This window comes from Pseudomonas sp. Pso3 (genome assembly GCF_055393275.1).
Genome location: NZ_AP043687.1, coordinates 638,966 through 659,240 on the forward strand (window position 1 = coordinate 638,966; position 20,275 = coordinate 659,240).

The following is a 20,275-nucleotide window of genomic DNA, read 5'->3' on the forward strand; positions in this document are numbered from 1 at the left end:
GCTCCGCTCAAGTCGTAACGTGCGTGCCCGATAACGAAGGACCGCCATGCCCTGAATCCGGCATGGCTCCACCCTGGCTACGGACGCAGACCTGTATGAAGCGACACCTGAAATTCAGCCACAAGATCCTGCTGGTCGCGGCGCTGGTGATCACCACCGCGCTGGCCGCTTCCGCCGGTTTCAATGCCTATCTGCAACGCCAGGCCATCGACCAGAGCCTGAGTGCCAACCTCGCGGAAACCGGCCGGGTCACCGCCGGCAACATCGCCTACTGGCTGGACGCGCGGGTCAAGCTCATCGAAGGCGAAGCCCAGACCCTGGCGCGCGATCGCTCGCCCGCAGGCCTGGTCGGTCTGCTGGACCAGAAGATCTACACCGGCACCTTCGATTCCACCTACCTGGGCGAGGTCGACGGCACCTACACCACCCGTCCGCTGCGCAACCTGCCCGCCGGCTACGATCCGCGCAAGCGGCCCTGGTATGCGGCCGCCACCGCCGCCGGCGCCACGGTGCTGACCCCGCCCTATATCTTCGCCTCTTCCGGGCAGCTGGGCGTGACCATCGCCACCCCGCTGCAGCGTGACGGCCAATTGGCCGGCGTGGTGGCCGGCGATCTCAACCTCTCGGCGCTGGTGAATATCATCACCTCGCTCGACGTCGGCGGCCTTGGCGAAGCCTTCCTGGTCGACGGCGACGGCAAGGTGCTGGTCAGCAGCCATCCCGAGCAAGTGCTCAAGACCCTCAAGGACGTCTTCCCCGAGCAGACCCCCTCCCTGCAGCCCGGTCTGCACGCCGTCAGCCAGAATGGCAGCGAGCGGCTGGTGAGCTTTACCCCGGTCGAGGGCCTGCCCTCGGTCAAGTGGTACCTGGGCCTGTCCATCGACCAGGCCAAGGCCTATGCCCCGGTGACCCAGGCGCGCAATCTGGCCATCGTCGCCACGGTGATAGCGGTGATCGCCATCATCCTGCTGCTGGGCCTGCTGATCCGCGTCCTCTTGCGTCCGCTGCACGACCTGACCCGTGCCATGGCCGACATCGCCGAAGGCGAGGGCGACCTGACCCGCCGCCTGCCGGTGCAGGCCCGCGACGAATTCGGCGCCCTGGCCGAGGCCTTCAACAAGTTCGTGGCGCGCATCCACACCTCGATCCGCGACGTGGCCCAGAGCACTGGCGAACTCAACCAGGGCACCCGCCGGGTGCTGGAGTCGTCGCAGTCGTCCATGCAGCAGTCGGATCTGCAGGCGCAGCGCACCACCAGCGTGGCCGCGGCGATCAACGAGCTGGGCGCCGCCGCCCAGGAGATCGCCCGCAACGCCGCCCATGCCTCCGGTGAGGCCAGCACCGCCCGGGCCCAGGGCGAGGAAGGCCGCGAGGTGCTGGACGAAGCCCTGCACGCCATGCAGGCGCTGTCGAGCAAGATCGGCACCAGTTGCGAGCATATCGAAGCGCTCAACGGCAAGACCGCCAACATTGGCCAGATCCTCGAGGTCATCCGTGGCATCTCCGAACAGACCAACCTGCTGGCGCTCAACGCCGCCATCGAGGCCGCGCGGGCCGGTGAGGCCGGGCGTGGCTTCGCCGTGGTAGCAGATGAAGTACGTTCCCTGGCCAGCCGCACCCAGAGTTCGGCGCAGCAGATCCAGCAGATGATCGAAGAGCTGCAGACCGGCTCGCGCGACGCCGTGGCCCTGATGCAGGAAAGCCAGCGGCAGAGTGCCCACAGCATGCAGGTGGCCAAGAGCGCCGGCGAGCGGCTGGGCAGCGTGACCGAGCGCATCGGCGAAATCGACGGCCAGAATCAGTCGGTGGCCACCGCGACCGAGGAGCAGACCTCGGTGGTGGAGACCCTGAACATGGATATCAGCGAGATCAACCTGCTGAATCAGCAGGGCGTGGACAACCTCCAGGCCACCCTGGCGGCCTGTACCGCCCTGGAAGCCGAAGCCGGTCGCCTGCAGCGGCTGGTGGGTGGCTTCCGCATCTGATTCGCGCGAAAAGTCTGCGAAAAGGGAGCGTCGACCTGGGGTCGGCTCTCCCTTTTTGCTGTCCGGAAGGTCAGGAAGGCGTGCGTGAAGGCCGATCTTTCCTGAACCATTCGTCAGAAACAGTAAAACTAATTAGCGCGTGAACCTGCTCTGGCTTGCCGCTTTGCGCCTGGCGCCCGCTGCGCTTCAGCCCGGCGCACGATCCGCGGTATCAAGAAAGCCTTTTTTCCCGCCGATGGGTTAGCCGTTACCGCCAGGTCTGGTGGAGGCCCCGCTCCGTTCGCGCTTCCCGCTCCTGGCACCGCCTAACCTACGGCGTGGCACCTTTTGCCACCAGGGGCTCCATGTTCAGCAGGCTGTGCAAATCCTCTCGCGTACGCTGGGGTCTCGGCGTCTTTCTGTTCGGCGTCCTGCTGACCAGTCTGACCATGCGCCATCTGACCGAGCGCAACGATCAGCAGCTGCGCAGCGCCCTGGACGACGTCGCCGACGATGTTCGCGATCAGGTGCTGGATCGGCTGCGCATCTACGAATACAGCCTGATCGGCATGCGCGATGTGGTGGTGGTCGCCGGGGGCAGCCTGTCGCGTGAATTGCTCGGCGATTACGGGCGGGTCCACGACCTGGGCCAGGAATTTCGCGGTGCCCGCGGCGTCGGCTTCATCCGCCGCGTGCCTCAGGGCGAAGAGGCCGCCTTTCTCGCCAAGGCCCGTGCCGATGGCTCGCCCGACTTCACCATCCATCCCTTCGTCCCCCACGCAGGCGATCGCTACGTCGTCCAGTACCTGGAACCCGCCTGGCGCAATCTGAAGGCCATCGGCATGGATGCGGCGTCCGATCCCGTCCGCCGCGAGGCCGCCGTGTTGTCCATGCGGCATGCCGACATCCACCTGACCGGTCCGTTGCAGCTGCAGGCCTCCTCGCCGCCGGAGCCCGGCTTTCTGATGCTGCTGCCCATCTACCAGGGTGGCCGCCCACCGGCCGATCCGACCGCCCGCGAGGCGGCGACCCTGGGGTGGTCCTATGTGCCCCTGAGCATCGAGGAAATGATCGGCAGCCTGCGCCTGAACATTCCCGGCGTCATCATCCGCCTGAGCGACGTGACCGTTCCCGAGGCGCCCAGCCTGTTCTATCGCCAGGGCGGGGACGAGCAGGAGCCCGTGGAAGCACTGTCCGAGCGGCAGCTGGTGCAGGAGGTCTATGGCCGCCAATGGCAACTGGCGTTCACCGCCACCCCGACCTTCGTCGCCGCCCAGCACCTGGTCTCGGTGCCGCTGGTGCACCTGTTCGGCAAGCTGTTCAGCCTGCTGGCGGCCGGCCTGACCTTCGCCGTGATGACCACGCGCCAGCGTCGCCGCCAGTACCAGCAGGACCAGGCCAACCTCACCGCGGTGGTGGAAAGCTCGTCCGACGGCATCATCAGCAAGGACCTCCAGGGTGTGGTGCTGAGCTGGAACCACGCGGCGGAAGAGCTGTTCGGCTATACCGCCAGCGAGGCCGTGGGTCAGCGCCTGCTCGACCTGGTGGTGCCCACCGAGCTGGAGCACGAAGAGTGGTCGGTGCTCGAACGCATCGGCCGGGGCGAGCCGGTGCCGCACTTCGAGACCCGTCGCCAGCACCGCGATGGTCACCTTATCGATGTGCTGGTCAGCGTCTCGCCCATGCGCGGCCGTGATGGCCGGGTCACCGGCGCCTCCAAGACGGTGCGCGACATCTCGCTGCAGAAGGCCGCCCAGGCCGAGATCCTGGCGCTCAATGCCCGCCTGGAAGAGCAGGTGGCCCAGCGCACCGCCGAACTCAGCCAGACCAACCGCCTGCTCGGCGACGTGCTGCGCGCGGCGTCCGAGGTGGGCATCATCGCCACCGATCGCGACGGCCTGATCACCCTGTTCAACGAAGGCGCCGAGCGTCTGCTGGGCTATCGCGCCCAGGAGGTGGTGGGGCTCTGGCACGCCAGCGACTTCCATCTGCCGGGAGAACTGGCCACCCAGGGCGCCACCCTGGAAGCCGAGTACGGCCTGCCGGTCGCCGGGTTCCGCGTGCTGGTGGAGCGCTCCGAGCGCACCGGCGCCGATGCCCGTGAGTGGACCTTTGTCCGCCGCGACGGCGAGCACCGTGACGTCAGCCTGGTGGTGACCACCATGCGTGATGTCTCGGGCCAGGTCAGCGGCTACCTGGGCATCGCCTCGGACGTCACCGAACGCAAGGCCGCCGAGCAGGAACTGGCCGCCAGCCTGGCCCTGACCCGGGCGATCCTGGACACCGCGGTCAGCCCCATCGTCACCGTGGACAGCAGTGGCCTGGTGCGCTCCTTCAACCCGGCCGGCGAACGCATCTTCGGCTATCGCGCCGCCGAGGTGGTGGGGCAACCCATCCGCCGGCTGATTCCCGGCTACCTGGCCGGCTACGAGGCGCTGTTCAGCTGCCCGCAGGAGATCCCCGACGACCAGGCCGGCCCGCAGGGCCAGGAGATGGAAGGGCGCCGCGCGGACGGCAGCGTCTTCCCCCTCACCCTGAGCCTGGGGGTGATGTGGACCGACGGCGAGCGCCTGGCGGTGGCCATCATCGCCGACATCACCGAGCAGAGTCGCCAGCGTCAGGCGCTGCTGCAGGCCCGCGACCAGCTGACCATGGCCGCCGACGTCGCCCAGCTGGGCATCTGGTGCTGGCAGCCCGACACCGGCCAGGTGCAGTGCAACGAGCGGATGTTCGAACTCTACGAGTGGACCGAGACCCAGCGCACCGCCGGCATCACCTACAACGACTGGCGCTGCCGCGTGCACCCCGACGACCTGGCCAGCGCCGAAGAGCGCCTGGGCGCGGCCATGGCCGGACGCGGGGTGTTCGATCCGGTGTTCCGCGTGCGCCGCCAGGACGGCTCGCTGCGCCACATCATCGCCGGCGCCCGCACCGAGCGCGATTCGCGCGGCCGGGTATTGCGGGTGGTGGGCATCAACCGCGACATCACCGAACAGCTGGAGCTGGAAAACCGGCTGCGCGAGGAGCGCACCCGCGCCGACCTGGCCAGCCAGGCCAAGTCGTCCTTCCTGGCCAACATGAGCCACGAGATCCGCACGCCGATGAACGCCGTGCTGGGCATGCTGCAACTGCTGCAGCGTACCGCCCTCGACGCCCGCCAGGGCGACTACCTGACCAAGGCCCAGCAGGCGGCGCGTTCGCTGCTGGGGCTGCTCAACGACGTGCTCGACTACTCCAAGATCGAAGCCGGCAAGCTGCAGCTGGACGTCCATCCCTTCAGCCTGGAGCAGGTGCTGCGCAACCTGGGCGTGGTGCTCTCGGGCAACAGCGGCGAGAAGAACGTCGAGATCAACTACCACCTGGATGCCGGGCTGCCCACCGCCCTGATCGGCGACAGCCTGCGGCTGCAGCAGATCCTCATCAACCTGGCCGGCAACGCCCTCAAGTTCACCGAGGCCGGCCAGGTGCTGGTCAGCGTGCGCCAGCTGGCGCGGGCGGATGGTCAGTTGCGCCTGGAATTCTCGGTGCAGGACACCGGCATCGGCATCAGCCCGGCGCATCAGGAGCAGCTGTTCCAGGGCTTCACCCAGGCCGAGGCCTCGATCAGCCGGCGCTTTGGCGGGACCGGGCTGGGCCTGGCCATCTGCAAGCGCCTGGTGGAGCTGATGGATGGCCAGTTGCAGGTGGAAAGCGAGCTGGGCGTGGGTAGCCGCTTCTGGTTCGATGCCGCCCTGGCGGTGGACAGCCAGGGCGAAGCCCAGCTGGCGCCGGTGCGCCGGCGGGTGTTGCTGGCCGACGACAATACCCTGGTCGGCGAGGTGCTGGTGGAGACCCTGGCGGCCCTCGGCTGGCAGGTGGACCTGGTCACCAGCGGCGCCGCCGCCCTGGCGCGGGTCGCCCAGGCCCAGCAGCAGGCGCAGCCCTATGAGGCGGTGCTGATGGACTGGCGCATGCCCGACGGCGATGGCCTGCTGGCGGCCCGGCAGCTGCGCGAGCGGCAGGCCGACAACCGACCCAAGGTCATCATGCTCACCGGCTTCGGCCGCGACTTCCTTACCGAAGCCCAGCAGAGCGACGACGCGCTCTTCGACGACTACCTGACCAAGCCGGTGACCCCGGCGCAGATCGTCGAGGTGGTGGAGCGCGCCCTGGGCGCCGAGATCCCGGCCGGCGTGCACGCCGCCGCGGTGGTCGACGAAAGCCATCGCCTGGCCGGCCTGCGCCTGCTGGTGGTGGAAGACAATGCCCTCAACCGCCAGGTGGCCGCCGAGCTGCTGCTGGCCCAGGGTGCCCAGGTGGAGCTGGCCGAGGGTGGCCTGGAAGGCGTCGAGCGGGTGCTCTCGGGTGCGCCGCTGGACGTGGTCATCATGGACATGCAGATGCCCGACATCGACGGCCTGGAGGCGACCCGCCGCATCCGCGCCGACGGGCGCTTCCGCACCCTGCCGATCCTGGCGATGACCGCCAATGCCTCCCACACCGATCGCGACGCCTGCCTGGCCGCCGGCATGGATGACCATATCGGCAAGCCCATCGACCTGGAATTGCTGGTCGCCCGCCTGCAGCGCCTGACCGGCCAGGAGGTGAGCACGGTGCCCGCTGCCGCGCCGGTCGTCGAGGATCGCCAGGTGGAACCCCTGAGTCTCGTCCTGCGCCGCTTCGGCGGCGATGCCCGGCTGTTCGGTTCGCTGCTGGAACGCTTCGCCGAGGACTCCGTCAGCCTGCTGGACGGCCTCGCGAACGCCTGGCAGGCCGCCGACAGCGAGGCGGCGGTGGCCGTACTACACTCCCTCAAGGGCAGCGCCGGCACCATGGGTGCCCAGCGCCTGGCCGCGCGCGCCGCCGAGGGCGAACGCGCCGGCAAGGCCGGCGCGGGTGTCCCCACGGAGGTGGCGATGGAATTGACGACCCTGCGACAACTGCTCGACGAAGCCCTCGTCGAATTGCGCGGTGCCCTGGCCGAGGTCCTGCCGCCGCCCGTCATTGCCGAAACCACACGTACAACCGCAACCGACACCCAGGTCGACTGGCGTGCACGCCTGGACGAACTCGAAGCGTTGCTCAGCCAGGGCAATCTCGACGCCCTTGAGCTGATCGCCGAGCTGCCCGTGCACTGCCGGGCCGAAGCCCAGGTGCGCTACGACCTCTTGCGCGCCCAGGTCGAGACCCTCGACTTCGCCGCGGCGCTTGTTACCCTGCCCGATCTGAAGGAAGCTCTATGATTCCGCCGACTGCCGAGGCCGCCGGACGGCGCAGCAAGGCCAAACTGCTGATCGTCGACGACCAGCCGCTGAACATCCGCATCCTCCACGAACTCTTTCGCCAGGATTGCGAGACGCTGATGGCCACCAGTGGCGCCCAGGCCCTGCAACTGGCCCTGGCGCAGCAGCCGGACCTGATCCTGCTCGACGTGATGATGCCCCAGCTCGACGGCCACGAGGTGCTGCGCCGGTTGCAGGCCGATCCGGCCACCGCCGCCATTCCGGTGATCTTCGTCACCGGCCAGGAAGGCCCGGACGAAGAGGTGACCGGCCTGGAGCTGGGCGCGGTGGACTTCATCAGCAAGCCGATCAATCCGGTCATCGTCCGCGCCCGGGTGCGCACCCAGCTGACCCTCAAGGCGCAACGCGACGCCCTGCGCAGCATCGCCTTGGTCGACGGTCTCACCGGCGTCCCCAATCGCCGCCAGTTCGACGAGGCCTTGCTGCGCGGCTGGCGCCAGAGCCAACGCGAAGGCACGCCCTTTTCGCTGATCCTCATGGATATCGATCACTTCAAGGCCTACAACGACCACTATGGTCATCTCGCCGGCGACCAGTGCCTGCGTCAGGTGGCCCAGGCGCTGGGGCAGGGGCTGTTCCGCCCCTATGACCTGCTGGCGCGCTATGGTGGCGAGGAATTCGGCTGCCTGCTGCCGGGCACCGACCTGGAAGGCGCCACCCAGGTCGCCGAGCGACTGCTGCAGCAGGTGCGCGACCAGCGCCTGACCCATGGCTATTCCTCGGTGACCGGCTATGTCACCCTGAGTCTGGGGGTGGCCACGGCGCTGCCGCCCACCACCGTCGATCCGGCCGCCCTGATCACCGCCGCCGATGCCCAGCTCTATGCGGCCAAACACCAGGGCCGCGCCCGGGTCTGCGCCGCGGAACTGGGCGGCTGAGGCGAGGGCCGCCAAAGCGCCCGCTCGGGTAATGCCGGGTAACAGAGGTCCGCGCTTTCTTCGTTATCCAGGCTGGGCGGCGAGGCGGCAGACTGTCAGACTGCGGGCAGGGATTCTGCCGCCGGTAATCTATGTACGCCTTCACGCAACGCCAGGCCATCTTGGCCAGCTGGATCATCGTCTTCACCGCGCTCTATCTGGTTCTCCCGCTCAAGCTCCTGCCCAGCCTACTGGCCGGCCTGCTGGTGTACGAACTGGTCAACACCCTGGCCGGGCGCCTGCAGCGTCATCTGCCCGGCGGCGGCGCGCGCTGGCTCGCCGTGGCCCTGCTCGGCACCCTGGTGGTGAGCCTGCTGACGCTGTTCTTCGTCTGGTTCACCAGCTTCATCATCCAAGAGGTGCAGAACCCCGGACGACTGCTGGACAAGTTCATGGTGCTCACCGAGCGCGCCCGCGCCCAGTTGCCGCCCTCGCTGGACGCCTACCTGCCGGCCAACGCCGACAGCATGAAGCAGGAGCTGGTGGAATGGGTGCGCGCCCATGTGGCGCAACTGCAGCTGTTCGGTCGCGATGCGGCGCGGACCTTTGTCATCGTGCTGATCGGCATGATCCTCGGTGCCATCGTCGCGCTGCAGCCCACCCCCGATCCCGAGCGCCTGCGGCCGCTGTCCGGCGCGCTGCTGGTGCGTCTCGGCCTGGTGGCCCAGGCCTTTCGCAACATCGTCTTCGCCCAGATCAAGATCTCGCTGCTCAACACCACCCTGACCGGCATCTTCCTGCTCGGCGTGCTGCCGCTGTTCGATGTCCACCTGCCACTGGCCAAGACCCTGGTGATCCTCACCTTCATCCTGGGTCTGCTGCCGGTGATCGGCAACCTGATGTCCAACACCCTGATCTTCATCGCCGGCCTATCGCTATCGATCTGGGTCGCGGTGGCGGCGCTGGGCTACCTGATCGCCATCCACAAGCTGGAATACTTCCTCAACGCCCGCATCGTCGGCGGCCAGATCAGCGCCCGCTCCTGGGAATTGCTGGTGGCCATGCTGGTGTTCGAGGCGGCCTTCGGCCTGCCCGGGCTGGTGGCGGCGCCGGTGTACTACGCCTATCTGAAGAGCGAGTTGAAGGCGGAAGGGCTGGTCTAGCGATGACGCTCGTCTATCGGCCGGCCGGACTCGCCGACCTAAAGGTGCTGACCGACTTCAATGCCGGCCTGCAGTGCGATCAGGGCAGTCCGCAGCCCCTGGCCGAAGCAGCCTTGCGTCAGCGCCTGGCAGACTGGCTGAGCAATGGTGACTACCAAGCCATCCTGGCCGAAAGGGACGGCCGACCGGTGGGCTATGCGCTCTATCGCCTTGAAGACGAGCGCATCTTTCTGCGTCATCTCTATGTGGTGCCCGGAGCGCGCCGGCAGGGCTTGGGCCGGGCCTTTTACGATCATCTACGCGAACAACTCTGGCCGGCGGACCGGCCGGTGCAACTCAATGTCCTGGCTAGCAACGCCCGAGGTCAGGCCTTCTGGCATGCGCTAGGTTTCGAAGCCTTCAGCCTGACCCTGCAGCAGTCGCCAGCGGGCGCTCACTGACGATCCAGATTCGACCACATGCGCTGCCAGAAGGCGCCGGCCTCCTCGTTGCTGGTGCGCCAGGTCTGTTCCAGGCGTAGGCGTTCGGGTGCCTCGAGATCCTCCGGGCAGGCCAGGTAGCGATCCGCGGCGGCCTGGGCTTCGGCCTGCAGGCGGCGCCATTCGCGCACGTCATCCAGCCAGCAGCGGCCGGTGACGGTCTCGTAGTACTCGTGGGCGATTGCGTCTTTGCTCATGGGGCGTTCCAGGCAGGGGATACAGCCCTAGACCGCGGCTGACGGCGGGGGTGCCCGCCTCAGACGTCGAAGAAGTCCACGTGGCCGTTTTCCAGGGTGTAGTAGGCGCCCACCACCTTGACCTGGCCCTTCTGTTGCGGCGCGAGCAGGGTCGGCTCGGAGGCTGCGCGCAGCCGCCTGACCGTGCGCTGCACGTTGCTGCGCACCGCCGCTTCCAGCAGATCCGGCGGATTGCCGACCCGGGCGCTGAGCACCGCCGGCAGGATGGGTTCGATCATGGCGCCGATGGCACCGGGATAGAGGGCGTTCTGCTCCACCACCGCCACCGCGGCCTCCACCGCGCCGCACTTCTCGTGGCCCATCACCACGATCAGCGGCACCCCCAGCTGGCTGATGGCGTACTCCACCGAGCCCAGGGCGGTGGTGTCCAGGGTATTGCCGGCGTTGCGCACGATAAACAGCTCGCCCAGGCCGCGACCGAACAGCAGCTCCGGCGAGACCCGCGAATCAGAGCAGGACACCAGCACGCAGAAGGGCGTCTGGCCCTTGGCGATCGCCAGGCGCCGGTCGCGATTGGTTTCCCCGTGCAGCGGCTGGTCGTCCATGAAGCCCTGGTTGCCGTCGATCAGCCGTTGCAGGGCCTGCTCGGCGGTGAGGGTGGTGTGGGCCTTGGTCGGGGCCGCCAGGGCGGGCAGGGTCAGGGGTGCCAGGGCGGCAGCCAGCGGCAGGCAGCAGGCGCACTGGAGGACTTGGCGACGCGACAGGGTGGGCTTCATCGGGACACCTCTTGGCGTGGGGGCGTGCCGGTACTGCGGTCTCCAGCGCTTGAGACAACTATTGTCGTCCGCCGCCGATCCCGCCAGGCGCGGCGCCCGGTATCCGACCCGCGGAAAGGCGCCGGGCAAGAAAAAGCCGCGTCGAGACGCGGCTTCGGGACCTGCTCAGGCGGGCGTCACTGCCGCGCCAGCACCGTGCTGCGACCGGCCTTGGGCGCGCCCGGCAGAGGGCTCAGCGCGCCGGTTTCCAGCCAGCGGCGGACGCGGGTGGCGTCGGCCATGTGGGTGAACTTGCCAAAGGCGTCCATCACCACGAAGGCCACCGGACGACCGGCCATCACGGTGCGCATCACCAGGCAGTGACCGGCCTTGTCGGTGTAGCCGGTCTTGGTCAGCTGCACGCTCCAGTCGGCGTTGTAGACCAGGTGGTTGGTGTTGCGAAAGCCCAGCACATAGTTGGGATTGTGGAAGGCCTGGGTCTTTTCCGGGGTGGTGCTGAGCTGGCCGAGCAGCGGATAGTGCTCGGTGGCCTTGAGCAGGGTGACCAGGTCACGCGCGGTGGAGACGTTGAGCGGCGACAGGCCGGTGGGTTCGGCGTAGCGGGTGTTTCTCATGCCCAGGGCGCGAGCCTTGGCATTCATGGCGGCGACGAAGGCGCGCTGGCCACCCGGATAGTGGTGGGCGAGGCTGGTGGCGGCGCGGTTTTCCGAAGACATCAGTGCCAGTTGCAGCATGTCGCGGCGGGTCAGCTGGCTGCCCAGGCGCACCCGCGAGAAGATGCCGCGCATGGCCGGATTCTCGCTGATGTCGATGTCGATGGTCTGCTCCAGCGGCAGCCGGGCATCGAGCACCACCATGGCGGTCATCAGCTTGGTCACCGAAGCGATGGGGGCGACCTGGTCGGGATTCTGGGAAAACAGTACCTGGTTGGTCTTGAGGTCGACGACCAGGGCGTGGTTCGAGGCCAGGCGCTGGGCGGTGGCGGCGGCCGCGGCCTTGACCTTTGGTGGGGTCTGGGCCAGGACGGCCGGACTCAGCCCGACCAAGCCAGCCAGCAACAGGCCGGCAAGTTGATGACAGATCTTCACGGTGGCAGCTCTCGAAAAGGGGGCGGGGTTAGAACAACCGCGAACGGCAATGCCCCTTGCAGATCAAGGACATTGCTCAGAGATTTCACGTCTTTTATCACCCGGAATGTCGGCTGGGAATCCGACAAGGCAGCTTTTTACACAGCGCGCTGGCAAAAAGTCACAATTAGTTGCAGATGGGCGACGGACGGCAGGGATGGCGGAGCGAAAGGGCGCCCGAGAGGCCTCGGGCGCCTTGCCTTTCAGTCGTGGGCTTCCTGGGCGGCGGGGCCGAGCATGCTGCCGGTGACCAGGTAGCGCTCGTGCCAGGCCAGCGCCTCGGGCAGCAGGTGCGGGGTGTGCTTGCCATGGCTGCCGGCCAGGGCGCGCTCGAAGTAATCCGCCAGCGCCGGACGGAAACTCGGGTGCACGCAGTGCTCGAGGATGGCCCGGGCGCGCTGCTTGGGACTGAGCATGCGCAGGTCGGCCAGGCCCTGGTCGGTGACGATCACCGAGACATCGTGCTCGGTGTGGTCGACGTGGCTGACCATGGGCACCAGGGTCGAGATCAGCCCGTTCTTGGCGGTGCTCGGCGCCATGAACACCGACAGATAGGCGTTGCGGGCGAAGTCGCCGGAGCCGCCGATGCCGTTCATCATCCCCGTGCCCATCTGGTGAGTGGAGTTGACGTTGCCATAGAGGTCGGCTTCGAGCATGCCGTTGAGGGCGATGCAACCCAGCCGCCGCACCAGTTCCGGGTGATTGCTGACCCCCTGCTGGCGCAGGATGATGCGCTTGCGCAAGGACTCGGCATGCTCGACGAAGCGTTCGATGCCCGCCGGGCTCAGGGAGAAGGAGGTGGCCGAGGCCAGCTCCATCTTGCCGCTGATGAGCAGTTCCAGCATGCCGTCCTGGATCACCTCGGTGAAGGCGGTCAGCCCCTCGAACTCGCTCTCGGCCAGGCCCTGCATGAAGGCGTTGGCGATGTTGCCGACCCCCGACTGGATGGGCAGCAGATTGGCCGGGATGCGCCCCTGGCGGACTTCGAAGCGAAGGAAGTCCAGCAGGTGCGTGGCGATGGCCTGGGAGGCGGCGTCCGGCGCCTTGAACGGACTGTTGCGGTCGGGGGCGTCGGTCTCCACCACGGCCACCACCTTGTCCAGCGGCACCTCGAGATAGGGCGAGCCGATGCGGTCGCCGGGGTGCGCCAGTGGAATCGGCGTGCGGTGGGGCGGCAGGGCGCCGTCGGTGTAGATGTCGTGCATGCCGTCCAGGGCGTCGGGCTGCCAGCGATTGACCTCGAGGATCACCGCATCGGCCATGTCCAGCCAGGTCTTGTTGTTACCCACCGAGGAGGAGGGCACCAGCAGCCCGTCTTCGCGAATGGCGGCGATCTCTACCACGGCCACGTCGATCTTGCCGAAGAAGCCATAGCGGACCTTTTCCGCCAGCTGGCCGAGGTGGATGTCCATGTAGTCCAGGCCACCGGCGTTGATGCGGCTGCGGAGCTCCGGATCGGACTGGAAGGGCACCCGCAACTCGATGCCATCGACCCGCGCCAGGGCGCCGTCCAGCTCCGGTGCGGTGGACGCGCCGGTCAGCACCTTGATGCGAAAGGGCTCGCCGGCGCCGTGACTGGCGGTGATGCGCTGGGCCAGGGCACCGGGCACGGCCTTGGGATAACCGGCCCCGGTGAAGCCGCTCATGCCCACGGTCATGCCGTGACGAATGAACTGCGCGGCCTGCTCGGCGCTCTGGCGCTTGGCGGCGAAACCGGGATGGCGAATACGGTGGGACATGACGACCTCTGCGGGTGTTATCGAAAGCACACTAAGAATGTGGATTCTACGCCGAAGGGATGCTTAGGTCCCTAAGCAAAAGGTCGGGTGGGAGGGGAAATTTTTGGGGAGTGAGGCGTAGGTTGGGTTGAGCGATAGCGAGGCCCAACGGATTAGAGTTATGGGTGACCTGGCTGTTTATCGTGGTTTGCTGATGATTTTTGTTTCGCCCACCCGGGCGAGTCACTTTTGCCAATCGCGGCTGCGCGCCCCGGACTACGCGTCCCGAACAAAAGTAACCAAAAGCGCTTGCCCCGGACATCCGGCCCTGCGCTGCGCTCCGGGTCCGCTCACGCCAGCGCCTTTCCGGGGTCGGTCCAGATGGGCCGTCCATGGCCCACTGGACCTCTCGCCGCATCCCTGCGGCTCGACCCACTCCACGACACTGGCATTCGCCCTTCTGAACGGGGCGATTCACCAGCCTGAAAGTGTTGTTTGAAGAGCCCGTAGCGTGGACAACGGCGAAGCCTTGTCCACTGATGGTGTCGGCGCCCAATAGTGGAAAACGCTGCGCGGTTTTCCACGCTACGACCTCTGAACTCCGAATTCCCAGGCTTGCGCCCGGCCCCGTCAGTGAGGCCGAGTGCAGGTGTCGCAGAGGGGGTATGCGAGGCAGGACGCCGAGCAAGGCGCGAGGGGCAGGAGGCCCCTTCGTGCCGAGCCCCCGGAGCGGCGCCGGAGCGAGGGGACCCGGAGCGCAGCGGAGGGCCGAAACGTGGGGACAGCGTTTTTGGTTACTTTTGCCGCGACTGGCAAAAGTGACTCGCCCGGGTGGGCGAAACAAAAGCCCTCAGAGCACTCGATAAACAGCTAGGGCACCCATAACCCTAATCCGTTGGGCTTCGCTATCGCTCAACCCAACCTACGCCGATCCGCCCGGATCACCACGACCCAGGCGTTGGGCACCGAACGCCCAGCTACCCCTCACGCCACCATCATGATCCATGGCACCCCGATCCCCAGCAGCACCAGCAGGAACAGCGCCCCGAAGATCGTCCCCAGCCGCCAGTAGTCGGCGCTGGGCAGGTAGCCGCTGCCGTAGTACACCGGGCTCGGCCCGGTGCCGTAGGGGGTGATGATGCCCATCAGTCCCAGAGAGGTACCCAGCAGCAGGGCGAACACCGGCAGGTCGATGCCGGGGATGCCCATGCCGGCGGCCAGCATCACCGGCAGCAGCGCGGTGGTATGGGCGGTGGAGCTGGCGAAGAGGTAGTGGGCGAGGAAGAAGACCACCACCAGCACCACCATGGCGGTGCCGGCATGGAAGCCGCCCAGATGGCCGGCGACCCACTGGCCGAACCAGGCGACGAAGCCGACCCGGGTCAGGCCATCGGCCAGGGCCACCAGGGTGGCGAACCAGGCGAAGGTGTTCCAGGCGGCCTTGTTGCCCAGGGCGTCGTTCCAGGTGATGACCTTGAGCAGCAACATCAGCACGATCACCAGGATGCCCACCAGCGCCGGATCGGCCCAGGCGGCACCGAAGATCCACAGCGCCAGGGCACCGATCACCAGGGCCAGCAGCAGCTTTTCGTCGCGCGTCAGCGGGCCGAGTGCGGCCAGTTCCTTGGCCGCCCACAGCGGCACCTGGTCGTTGCGCTTGATCTCCGGCGGATACAGCCAGTAGGCCAGCAGCGGCAGCAGGGCCAGCAGGAGGATGCCCATGGGCGCGGCGGCGATGAACCACTGGCCCCAGCTGATGTGCACCTGGGCGGTCTTCTCGATCAGGGCGGCGGCCAGCAGGTTGGGCGCCAGGGCGGTGAGGAAGAGGGTGCTGGTGACGCAGGTGGAGGAGATCGCCACCCACATCAGGTAGGAGCCGATGCGCCGCGCGCTGGGGTCGTTGGGCTTGGAATCGTAGAGCAGCGGCAGGTTGCGGATCACCGGGTAGACGGTGCCGCCGCTGCGTGCGGTGTTGGACGGGGTGAAGGGCGCCAGGGCCAGGTCCGCCAGCATCACCGCATAGCCCAGGGTCAGGGTCCGCCGACCCATGGCCTTGACCAGCAGCAGGGCGATGCGCCGCCCGAGTCCGGTCTTCTCGTAGCCCAGGGCGAACATGAAGGCACTGAAGATCAGCCAGACGGTGTTGTTGGAAAAGCCCGCCAGGCCCCATTTCAGCGCCTCCTGGGGCGCCCGGAAGCCGGGGGTGGCCAGTTGCGCCGGACTGAACAGCACCCAGGGCGCCAGCAGGGCCGCCAGGGCCACGCCGATCAGGCCGATCACCGCGCCGGGCAGGGGCTCGAGGATCAGCCCCACCACCACGCCGGCGAACAGGGCGAAGTACAGCCAGGCATGAACGGGCAGGCCGTCGGGAGCCGGCAGCAGCGCCAGCAGTCCGGTGACGGCGAGGGGCAGCAGGAATTTCCAGGTGGTACGCATCGGGCGCTCGCAGATTCCGGTGGTCTCGGGAAACCGGCCTGGGCCGGGACGGCTGACGCTGCGGTTACAAGGACGGTGCGGTCAGCGGCCGCCAGCTTTGCAAAGGCCGAGGGCCTTTCCCAGCGTTCTGGCCGTGGTCATTCGTCGCAGTCGGGCGGGCTTAGGTTCCCCTGGCATTCTTTCGCTATCGAGAATGACTTGCAACAACGCTGGGGCTCCTGTCGGCGTCGATTGCGCCCAGGCCCCGCGCTGGCGAACAATCGGGCGTTCCGCCAACGACAACAATACGAGGAGCGACACCATGAAATACCGCCTGGGAGAACAGCGGGTCGAGGCCCATCCACAGAGCTGGGTCGCGCCCACCGCCGCGGTGATCGGCAAGGTACGCCTGGACGAGGGTGCCAGCGTCTGGTTCGGCGCGGTGCTGCGTGGCGACAACGAGCTGATCCATATCGGTCCGGACAGCAATGTCCAGGACGGCGCCGTGCTGCACACCGATCCCGGCTCGCCGCTGACCCTGGGGCGCGGCGTCACCGTTGGCCACCAGGCCATGCTGCATGGCTGCGAGATCGGCGACGGCAGCCTGATCGGCATCCACGCCGTGGTGCTCAACGGCGCGCGTATCGGGCGCAACTGCCTGGTGGGCGCCAATGCCCTGGTTACCGAGAACGCGGTGATCCCCGACGGCTCCCTGGTGCTCGGCTCGCCGGCCAAGGTGGTCCGCGCCCTCAGCGAAGCCCAGCAGGCACAGCTGGCAGCCAATGCCCAGGTCTATGTGGCCAATGCGCGGCGCTATCTGGAGGAGTTGTTCGAGCAGGGGGAGTAGGCGGGGCTCAGGAGCCGAACTCTGCACTGGATGACCCCCTCTCCCCTTGGGAGAGGGGGCTGTTCGAGCAGGCGTTCGTTGCCAGCGCCAAAGGCAGATTCGCTCCATTGTCGCCACGCCATCCACTAGCGCGGAACCACCCCCTCTCCCAAGGGGAGAGGGGGCTGTTCGAGCAGGCGTTCGTTGCCAGCGCCAAAGGCAGATCCGCTCCATTGTCGCCAGGCCATCCGCTAGCGCGGAACCACCCCCTCTCCCTCAGGGAGAGGGCTGGGGTGAGGGTGAGGGTGAAACCACTCCAGCCCGTTGGGCTTCGCTGCGCTCAACACCGGCTGCGTAGCGTGGAAAACGGCGCAGCCTTTTCCACATGGAGATCAGGTGCCAGGCGCGCCCTCACCCCGCCCCTTTCCCGAGGGGAGAGGGGGCTGTTCGAGCAGGTGTTTAGGTCGAGCCGCTCCAGCCTGTTGGGCTTCGCTGCGCTCAACCCAACCTACGGCGATTCCCGTAGGTTGGGTTGAGACGGCCTCATCGTCGAAGCACAACACCGGCGGCGTAGCGTGGAAAACGGCGCAGCCTTTTCCACAGGGCATTCGTTGCCAGGTGCGCCCTCACCCCAACCCTCTCCCAGAGGGAGAGGGGGCTGTTCGAGCAGGCCTATGGCTCCGGCAATAGTCCATTCTCACGGCTTCTCGAACCGATAGAACAGATTCGGCTCGCTGACCACATACAGCCGGCCCTGGTCGTCCATGGCCACGCCTTCCGCCTGGGGCACGCTGCGGCTGAGGCCGTGCTGGCCGCGCAGCAGTGACAGCGAGCTGATCGGCTTGCCGTCGTCGTCCAGTTCCAGCACCAGCCGCGACTGATCCGAGAGCGCCAGCAGGTGGCCGGTGCCGGGGTCGAATTGCAGGCTGGAAAGATCGCGCACGAACAGGCGGCGATCGCGTTGCGGATCCGTGCGCAGCGACAGCGCCTGCAGGCCTTCGAAGGCTTCGCTGCCGAGACCTTCGATCTCGTAGATGCGCACCGGATCGCTTTCCTTGGCGACGAAGAAGCGCTCGCGCGCCGCGTCGTAGGCCAGGCCTTCGTTGCCGCGGTTGTCGCTTTGCACGTCGCTGAGGCTGAAGGGGTGGCTGACCTGGCGATCATCGATGTCCACCACCCGGGTGTCGGCACCGATGCGTACCCGCACCAGGCGCTGGCGGCGCTCTTCGCTGATCATGTAGACGCCGGGGGCGATGTACTCGATGGCCTCCGGATCGCTGAAGCCCCTGAGCTCCACCTGGCGCAGCAGGCGGCCGTCCAGGTCCAGTTCGAGAAAGCGCGCCGGCTTGTTGGTGACGCTGACCAGGGTGCGGCGGTCGGGGTCGAAGCTCAGCGCCGAGACGTCGGTGATGCCGTCGCCGATGGTCCTGGCCTCGACGGTGACCCGGTAGCCCGGCAGCCACAGCGAGCGGGCCTGGCGGCTTTCGGCCTGGAGCTGGCTCTGGACGTTGAACCAGAGCCGCTCGAACAGCCGGTGCTGCTGGGCCACCAGGGTCAGGGCCAGCAGCAGGGCCCCGCCCAGCAGGGCACCCAGGGTGCGAGGGGAAAACAGCGGAAACATCGACAGGGTCCTGAGGCGGTAATGCCGCGCAGCCTAAGGGCGCGACCCTGAATTCAAGCTGAATAGGCGCTCATTGCGCCGCGCCGGACACCTTGTGAAACACGTGGAAGAGATTGGGTTCACCAATCATGTAGAGATTGCCGGCTTCGTCGAGGGCCACGCCTTCCGGTTGCTCCATGGTCGCCTTGAGACCGTGCAGGCCGCTTCTGAGGCTGATGAAGCTGACCGGCTGGCCGTCCGCGGTCAGCTCCACCAGGGTGTGGGACTGGTCGGACAGCGCCAGCAGGTGGCCGGTACGCGGATCGACCGCCACCGCGGAGTAGTCGATCACCAGCTGCTGGAGCGCAAAGGGCTGCAGGCTGCCGGAGACGCCGCGGCCGTCGCTGGCCAGGGTGAAGAGGGCGGCCGGATCGCGTTCCTTGCTGAGGATCAGCCGCTGGTGCCGCGGATCCCAGGCGATGCCTTCGAAGCCCTTGTTGCCGGCGTCGGGAAAGCCCAGGTCGTGGTGTTCGAAGGTGTTGGCGTCCAGTTCGCGGGCGTCGTCGGCCAGCTGGAACAGCGATAGCCGCCGCTGGCGCTCGTCGACGATGGCCAGGCGCCCGTCTTCCAGAGCGGTCACCCCTTCGAGGTTGGAGACGTTGCGGATCGGGATGCGTCTGAGGATGTCGCCGGTCAGGCTCAGTTGCACCAGATAGGGGGTGCTGCCGGTGACGGCGAAGAGGGTGCGGGTACGGGGATCGTAGGTGAGGTCGGAGGTCTCGGCCTCGGCCAGGCCCGGCAGTGGCTTGCCCTGGATCACTGCCTGGTAGTCCGGCAGCCAGACCGCCTGGGCGCGCACTTCCGGCGGCGTGCGGTATTCCTGCCACCAGAGCAGCGCCCGGTCGTTCCAGTGCCAGACGAAGGTGAGGACGATCAGCACCAGCAGGACGAAGGCGGGGAGGAGGCGCGACAGGATGAGGCGGGGAAGTCTGGACATGCGGGCTCGGACGGCTTCTTGTTAGAGCGTCGCGGCCGTGCCGACACACCGTCGCCAGGCACCGGCCAGGCGACGGTGGGTGGCGGGGTTATAGCACGCGCGTTTCGAAGCGGCTAACGTCCGGCAGCTCCAGCACCAGGTCATCGCCCACGTTGAGAGGTCCGACACCTACCGGCGTGCCGGTGAGGATGACGTCGCCCGGTTGCAGGGAGAAATGTCCGGCGATGGTCTGGATCAGCGGCAGGATGGGGTTGAGCATGTCGCGACTGTTGCCGTCCTGGCGCACTTCGCCGTTGATGGTCAGGCGCACCGGGATGTCGGCCAGGTCCTCGAAGGCATCGCCCGGCACGAAGGGCGCGAGCACGCAGGCGCCGTCGAAGCTCTTGGCGATCTCCCAGGGATAGCCCTTTTCCTTGAGGCGGCTCTGCACGTCCCTGAGGGTCAGGTCCAGGGAGGGAGCGAAGCCGGAGATGGCGTCGCGCACTTCCTCGGCCGACGGCTTCTTCGACAGCGGCTTGCCGATCAGCACGGCGATCTCGGCCTCGTAGTGCACCGAACCCTGATCGGTGGGGATGGCGAAACCCTCGGCCACCGGCACCACGCAGCTGGCCGGCTTGATGAACAGCAGGGGCTCGGTGGGAACCGGGTTGTTCAGCTCCTTGGCGTGCTCGGCGTAGTTGCGGCCGATGCAGACGACCTTGCCCAGGGGGAAGTGGATCTTGGTGCCATCGAGGTACTGGTGCTGGTAGGCCATCTTGTGCTCCTGGTGAGTGGCGTCTGCTGGCGATCTTAACCAAAAGCGGAGGCCGCGGCGCGGTCCTGGTCGCAAGGCGCTCATGGTCGCCCTGAGAAAGCTTCAGGTCGCAACCGGACC

14 protein-coding genes and 1 pseudogene are annotated in these 20,275 nt (G+C 67.4%); 7 read left to right on the plus strand and 8 right to left on the minus strand.

All coding sequences use genetic code 11. The features are described from left to right. Nucleotides 1-95: 95 nt before the first annotated feature. The 6 genes and pseudogenes from ACZ5R1_RS03010 to ACZ5R1_RS03035 form a co-directional block, all read left to right on the plus strand. A pseudogene (locus tag ACZ5R1_RS03010) lies at nt 96-1,079 on the plus strand (HAMP domain-containing protein); the annotation flags it as partial. Nucleotides 1,080-1,220: 141 nt separating this feature from the next. Continuing rightward, nucleotides 1,221-1,985, plus strand: coding sequence for a methyl-accepting chemotaxis protein (locus tag ACZ5R1_RS03015; RefSeq protein WP_371099681.1), 765 nt, complete (start codon nt 1,221-1,223; stop codon nt 1,983-1,985). 344 nt (nt 1,986-2,329) lie between these two features. Then, a complete protein-coding gene (locus tag ACZ5R1_RS03020; protein WP_042137449.1) occupies nt 2,330-7,186 on the plus strand; it encodes a PAS domain S-box protein in 4,857 nt (1,618 codons plus the stop codon). Next, nucleotides 7,183-8,124, plus strand: coding sequence for a diguanylate cyclase domain-containing protein (locus tag ACZ5R1_RS03025; RefSeq protein WP_042137451.1), 942 nt, complete (start codon nt 7,183-7,185; stop codon nt 8,122-8,124). The genes ACZ5R1_RS03020 and ACZ5R1_RS03025 overlap by 4 nt, the downstream gene beginning before the upstream one ends. A gap of 131 nt (nt 8,125-8,255) precedes the next feature. Further along, on the plus strand, nt 8,256-9,266 hold the full coding sequence (locus tag ACZ5R1_RS03030) for an AI-2E family transporter (protein WP_007161081.1): 1,011 nt from the start codon (nt 8,256-8,258) through the stop codon (nt 9,264-9,266). 2 nt (nt 9,267-9,268) lie between these two features. Next, nucleotides 9,269-9,706, plus strand: a complete 438-nt coding sequence (locus tag ACZ5R1_RS03035) for a GNAT family N-acetyltransferase (protein WP_042137453.1) — start codon at nt 9,269-9,271, stop codon at nt 9,704-9,706. Here the strand turns inward: ACZ5R1_RS03035 and ACZ5R1_RS03040 are convergent. The 5 genes from ACZ5R1_RS03040 to ACZ5R1_RS03060 form a co-directional block, all read right to left on the minus strand. Beyond that, nucleotides 9,700-9,942, minus strand: a complete 243-nt coding sequence (locus tag ACZ5R1_RS03040) for a hypothetical protein (RefSeq protein ID WP_042137455.1) — start codon at nt 9,940-9,942, stop codon at nt 9,700-9,702. The two genes, ACZ5R1_RS03035 and ACZ5R1_RS03040, sit on opposite strands and share 7 nt — an antisense overlap. 59 nt (nt 9,943-10,001) lie before the next feature. Beyond that, a complete protein-coding gene (locus ACZ5R1_RS03045; RefSeq protein WP_144956561.1) occupies nt 10,002-10,718 on the minus strand; it encodes a carbonic anhydrase in 717 nt (238 codons plus the stop codon). 176 nt (nt 10,719-10,894) lie between these two features. Next, nucleotides 10,895-11,806 carry a D-alanyl-D-alanine endopeptidase gene (gene pbpG, locus ACZ5R1_RS03050; RefSeq protein WP_037006760.1) on the minus strand — a complete coding sequence of 304 codons (912 nt, stop codon included), beginning with the start codon at nt 11,804-11,806 and terminating at the stop codon, nt 10,895-10,897. Nucleotides 11,807-12,048: 242 nt separating this feature from the next. Further along, a complete protein-coding gene (locus ACZ5R1_RS03055) occupies nt 12,049-13,584 on the minus strand; it encodes an acetyl-CoA hydrolase/transferase family protein (RefSeq protein ID WP_042137459.1) in 1,536 nt (511 codons plus the stop codon). 963 nt (nt 13,585-14,547) lie between these two features. Further along, on the minus strand, nt 14,548-15,999 hold the full coding sequence (locus tag ACZ5R1_RS03060; protein ID WP_042137461.1) for an anion permease: 1,452 nt from the start codon (nt 15,997-15,999) through the stop codon (nt 14,548-14,550). 301 nt (nt 16,000-16,300) lie between these two features. Between ACZ5R1_RS03060 and ACZ5R1_RS03065 the strand changes: the two genes are divergently transcribed. Beyond that, complete coding sequence (locus ACZ5R1_RS03065) at nt 16,301-16,825, plus strand: gamma carbonic anhydrase family protein (RefSeq protein WP_027598768.1); 525 nt, start codon at nt 16,301-16,303, stop codon at nt 16,823-16,825. A gap of 676 nt (nt 16,826-17,501) precedes the next feature. Here the strand turns inward: ACZ5R1_RS03065 and ACZ5R1_RS03070 are convergent. The 3 genes from ACZ5R1_RS03070 to ACZ5R1_RS03080 all read right to left on the minus strand — a co-directional run bounded on the left by ACZ5R1_RS03070 (nt 17,502) and on the right by ACZ5R1_RS03080 (nt 20,155). Continuing rightward, a complete protein-coding gene (locus ACZ5R1_RS03070; RefSeq protein ID WP_042137463.1) occupies nt 17,502-18,425 on the minus strand; it encodes an SdiA-regulated domain-containing protein in 924 nt (307 codons plus the stop codon). Between the two features lie 70 nt (nt 18,426-18,495). Then, nucleotides 18,496-19,401: an SdiA-regulated domain-containing protein gene (locus tag ACZ5R1_RS03075; RefSeq protein ID WP_042137465.1), complete on the minus strand. Its 906-nt coding sequence runs from the start codon at nt 19,399-19,401 to the stop codon at nt 18,496-18,498. A gap of 88 nt (nt 19,402-19,489) precedes the next feature. Continuing rightward, nucleotides 19,490-20,155, minus strand: a complete 666-nt coding sequence (locus tag ACZ5R1_RS03080) for a fumarylacetoacetate hydrolase family protein (protein WP_027598765.1) — start codon at nt 20,153-20,155, stop codon at nt 19,490-19,492. Nucleotides 20,156-20,275 lie beyond the last annotated feature (120 nt).

What these genes read in the sequence shown, in the direction of transcription:
- ACZ5R1_RS03025 (WP_042137451.1), top strand. Translation starts at nt 7,183, where the DNA reads ATGATTCCGCCGACTGCCGAGGCCGCCGGACGGCGCAGCAAGGCCAAA.
- ACZ5R1_RS03060 (WP_042137461.1), bottom strand. Translation starts at nt 15,999, where the DNA reads ATGCGTACCACCTGGAAATTCCTGCTGCCCCTCGCCGTCACCGGACTG.
- ACZ5R1_RS03055 (WP_042137459.1), bottom strand. Translation starts at nt 13,584, where the DNA reads ATGTCCCACCGTATTCGCCATCCCGGTTTCGCCGCCAAGCGCCAGAGC.
- ACZ5R1_RS03035 (WP_042137453.1), top strand. Translation starts at nt 9,269, where the DNA reads ATGACGCTCGTCTATCGGCCGGCCGGACTCGCCGACCTAAAGGTGCTG.
- ACZ5R1_RS03065 (WP_027598768.1), top strand. Translation starts at nt 16,301, where the DNA reads ATGAAATACCGCCTGGGAGAACAGCGGGTCGAGGCCCATCCACAGAGC.
- ACZ5R1_RS03015 (WP_371099681.1), top strand. Translation starts at nt 1,221, where the DNA reads ATGCAGCAGTCGGATCTGCAGGCGCAGCGCACCACCAGCGTGGCCGCG.
- ACZ5R1_RS03040 (WP_042137455.1), bottom strand. Translation starts at nt 9,942, where the DNA reads ATGAGCAAAGACGCAATCGCCCACGAGTACTACGAGACCGTCACCGGC.
- ACZ5R1_RS03020 (WP_042137449.1), top strand. Translation starts at nt 2,330, where the DNA reads ATGTTCAGCAGGCTGTGCAAATCCTCTCGCGTACGCTGGGGTCTCGGC.
- ACZ5R1_RS03030 (WP_007161081.1), top strand. Translation starts at nt 8,256, where the DNA reads ATGTACGCCTTCACGCAACGCCAGGCCATCTTGGCCAGCTGGATCATC.
- ACZ5R1_RS03075 (WP_042137465.1), bottom strand. Translation starts at nt 19,401, where the DNA reads ATGTCCAGACTTCCCCGCCTCATCCTGTCGCGCCTCCTCCCCGCCTTC.
- ACZ5R1_RS03045 (WP_144956561.1), bottom strand. Translation starts at nt 10,718, where the DNA reads ATGAAGCCCACCCTGTCGCGTCGCCAAGTCCTCCAGTGCGCCTGCTGC.
- ACZ5R1_RS03070 (WP_042137463.1), bottom strand. Translation starts at nt 18,425, where the DNA reads ATGTTTCCGCTGTTTTCCCCTCGCACCCTGGGTGCCCTGCTGGGCGGG.
- ACZ5R1_RS03080 (WP_027598765.1), bottom strand. Translation starts at nt 20,155, where the DNA reads ATGGCCTACCAGCACCAGTACCTCGATGGCACCAAGATCCACTTCCCC.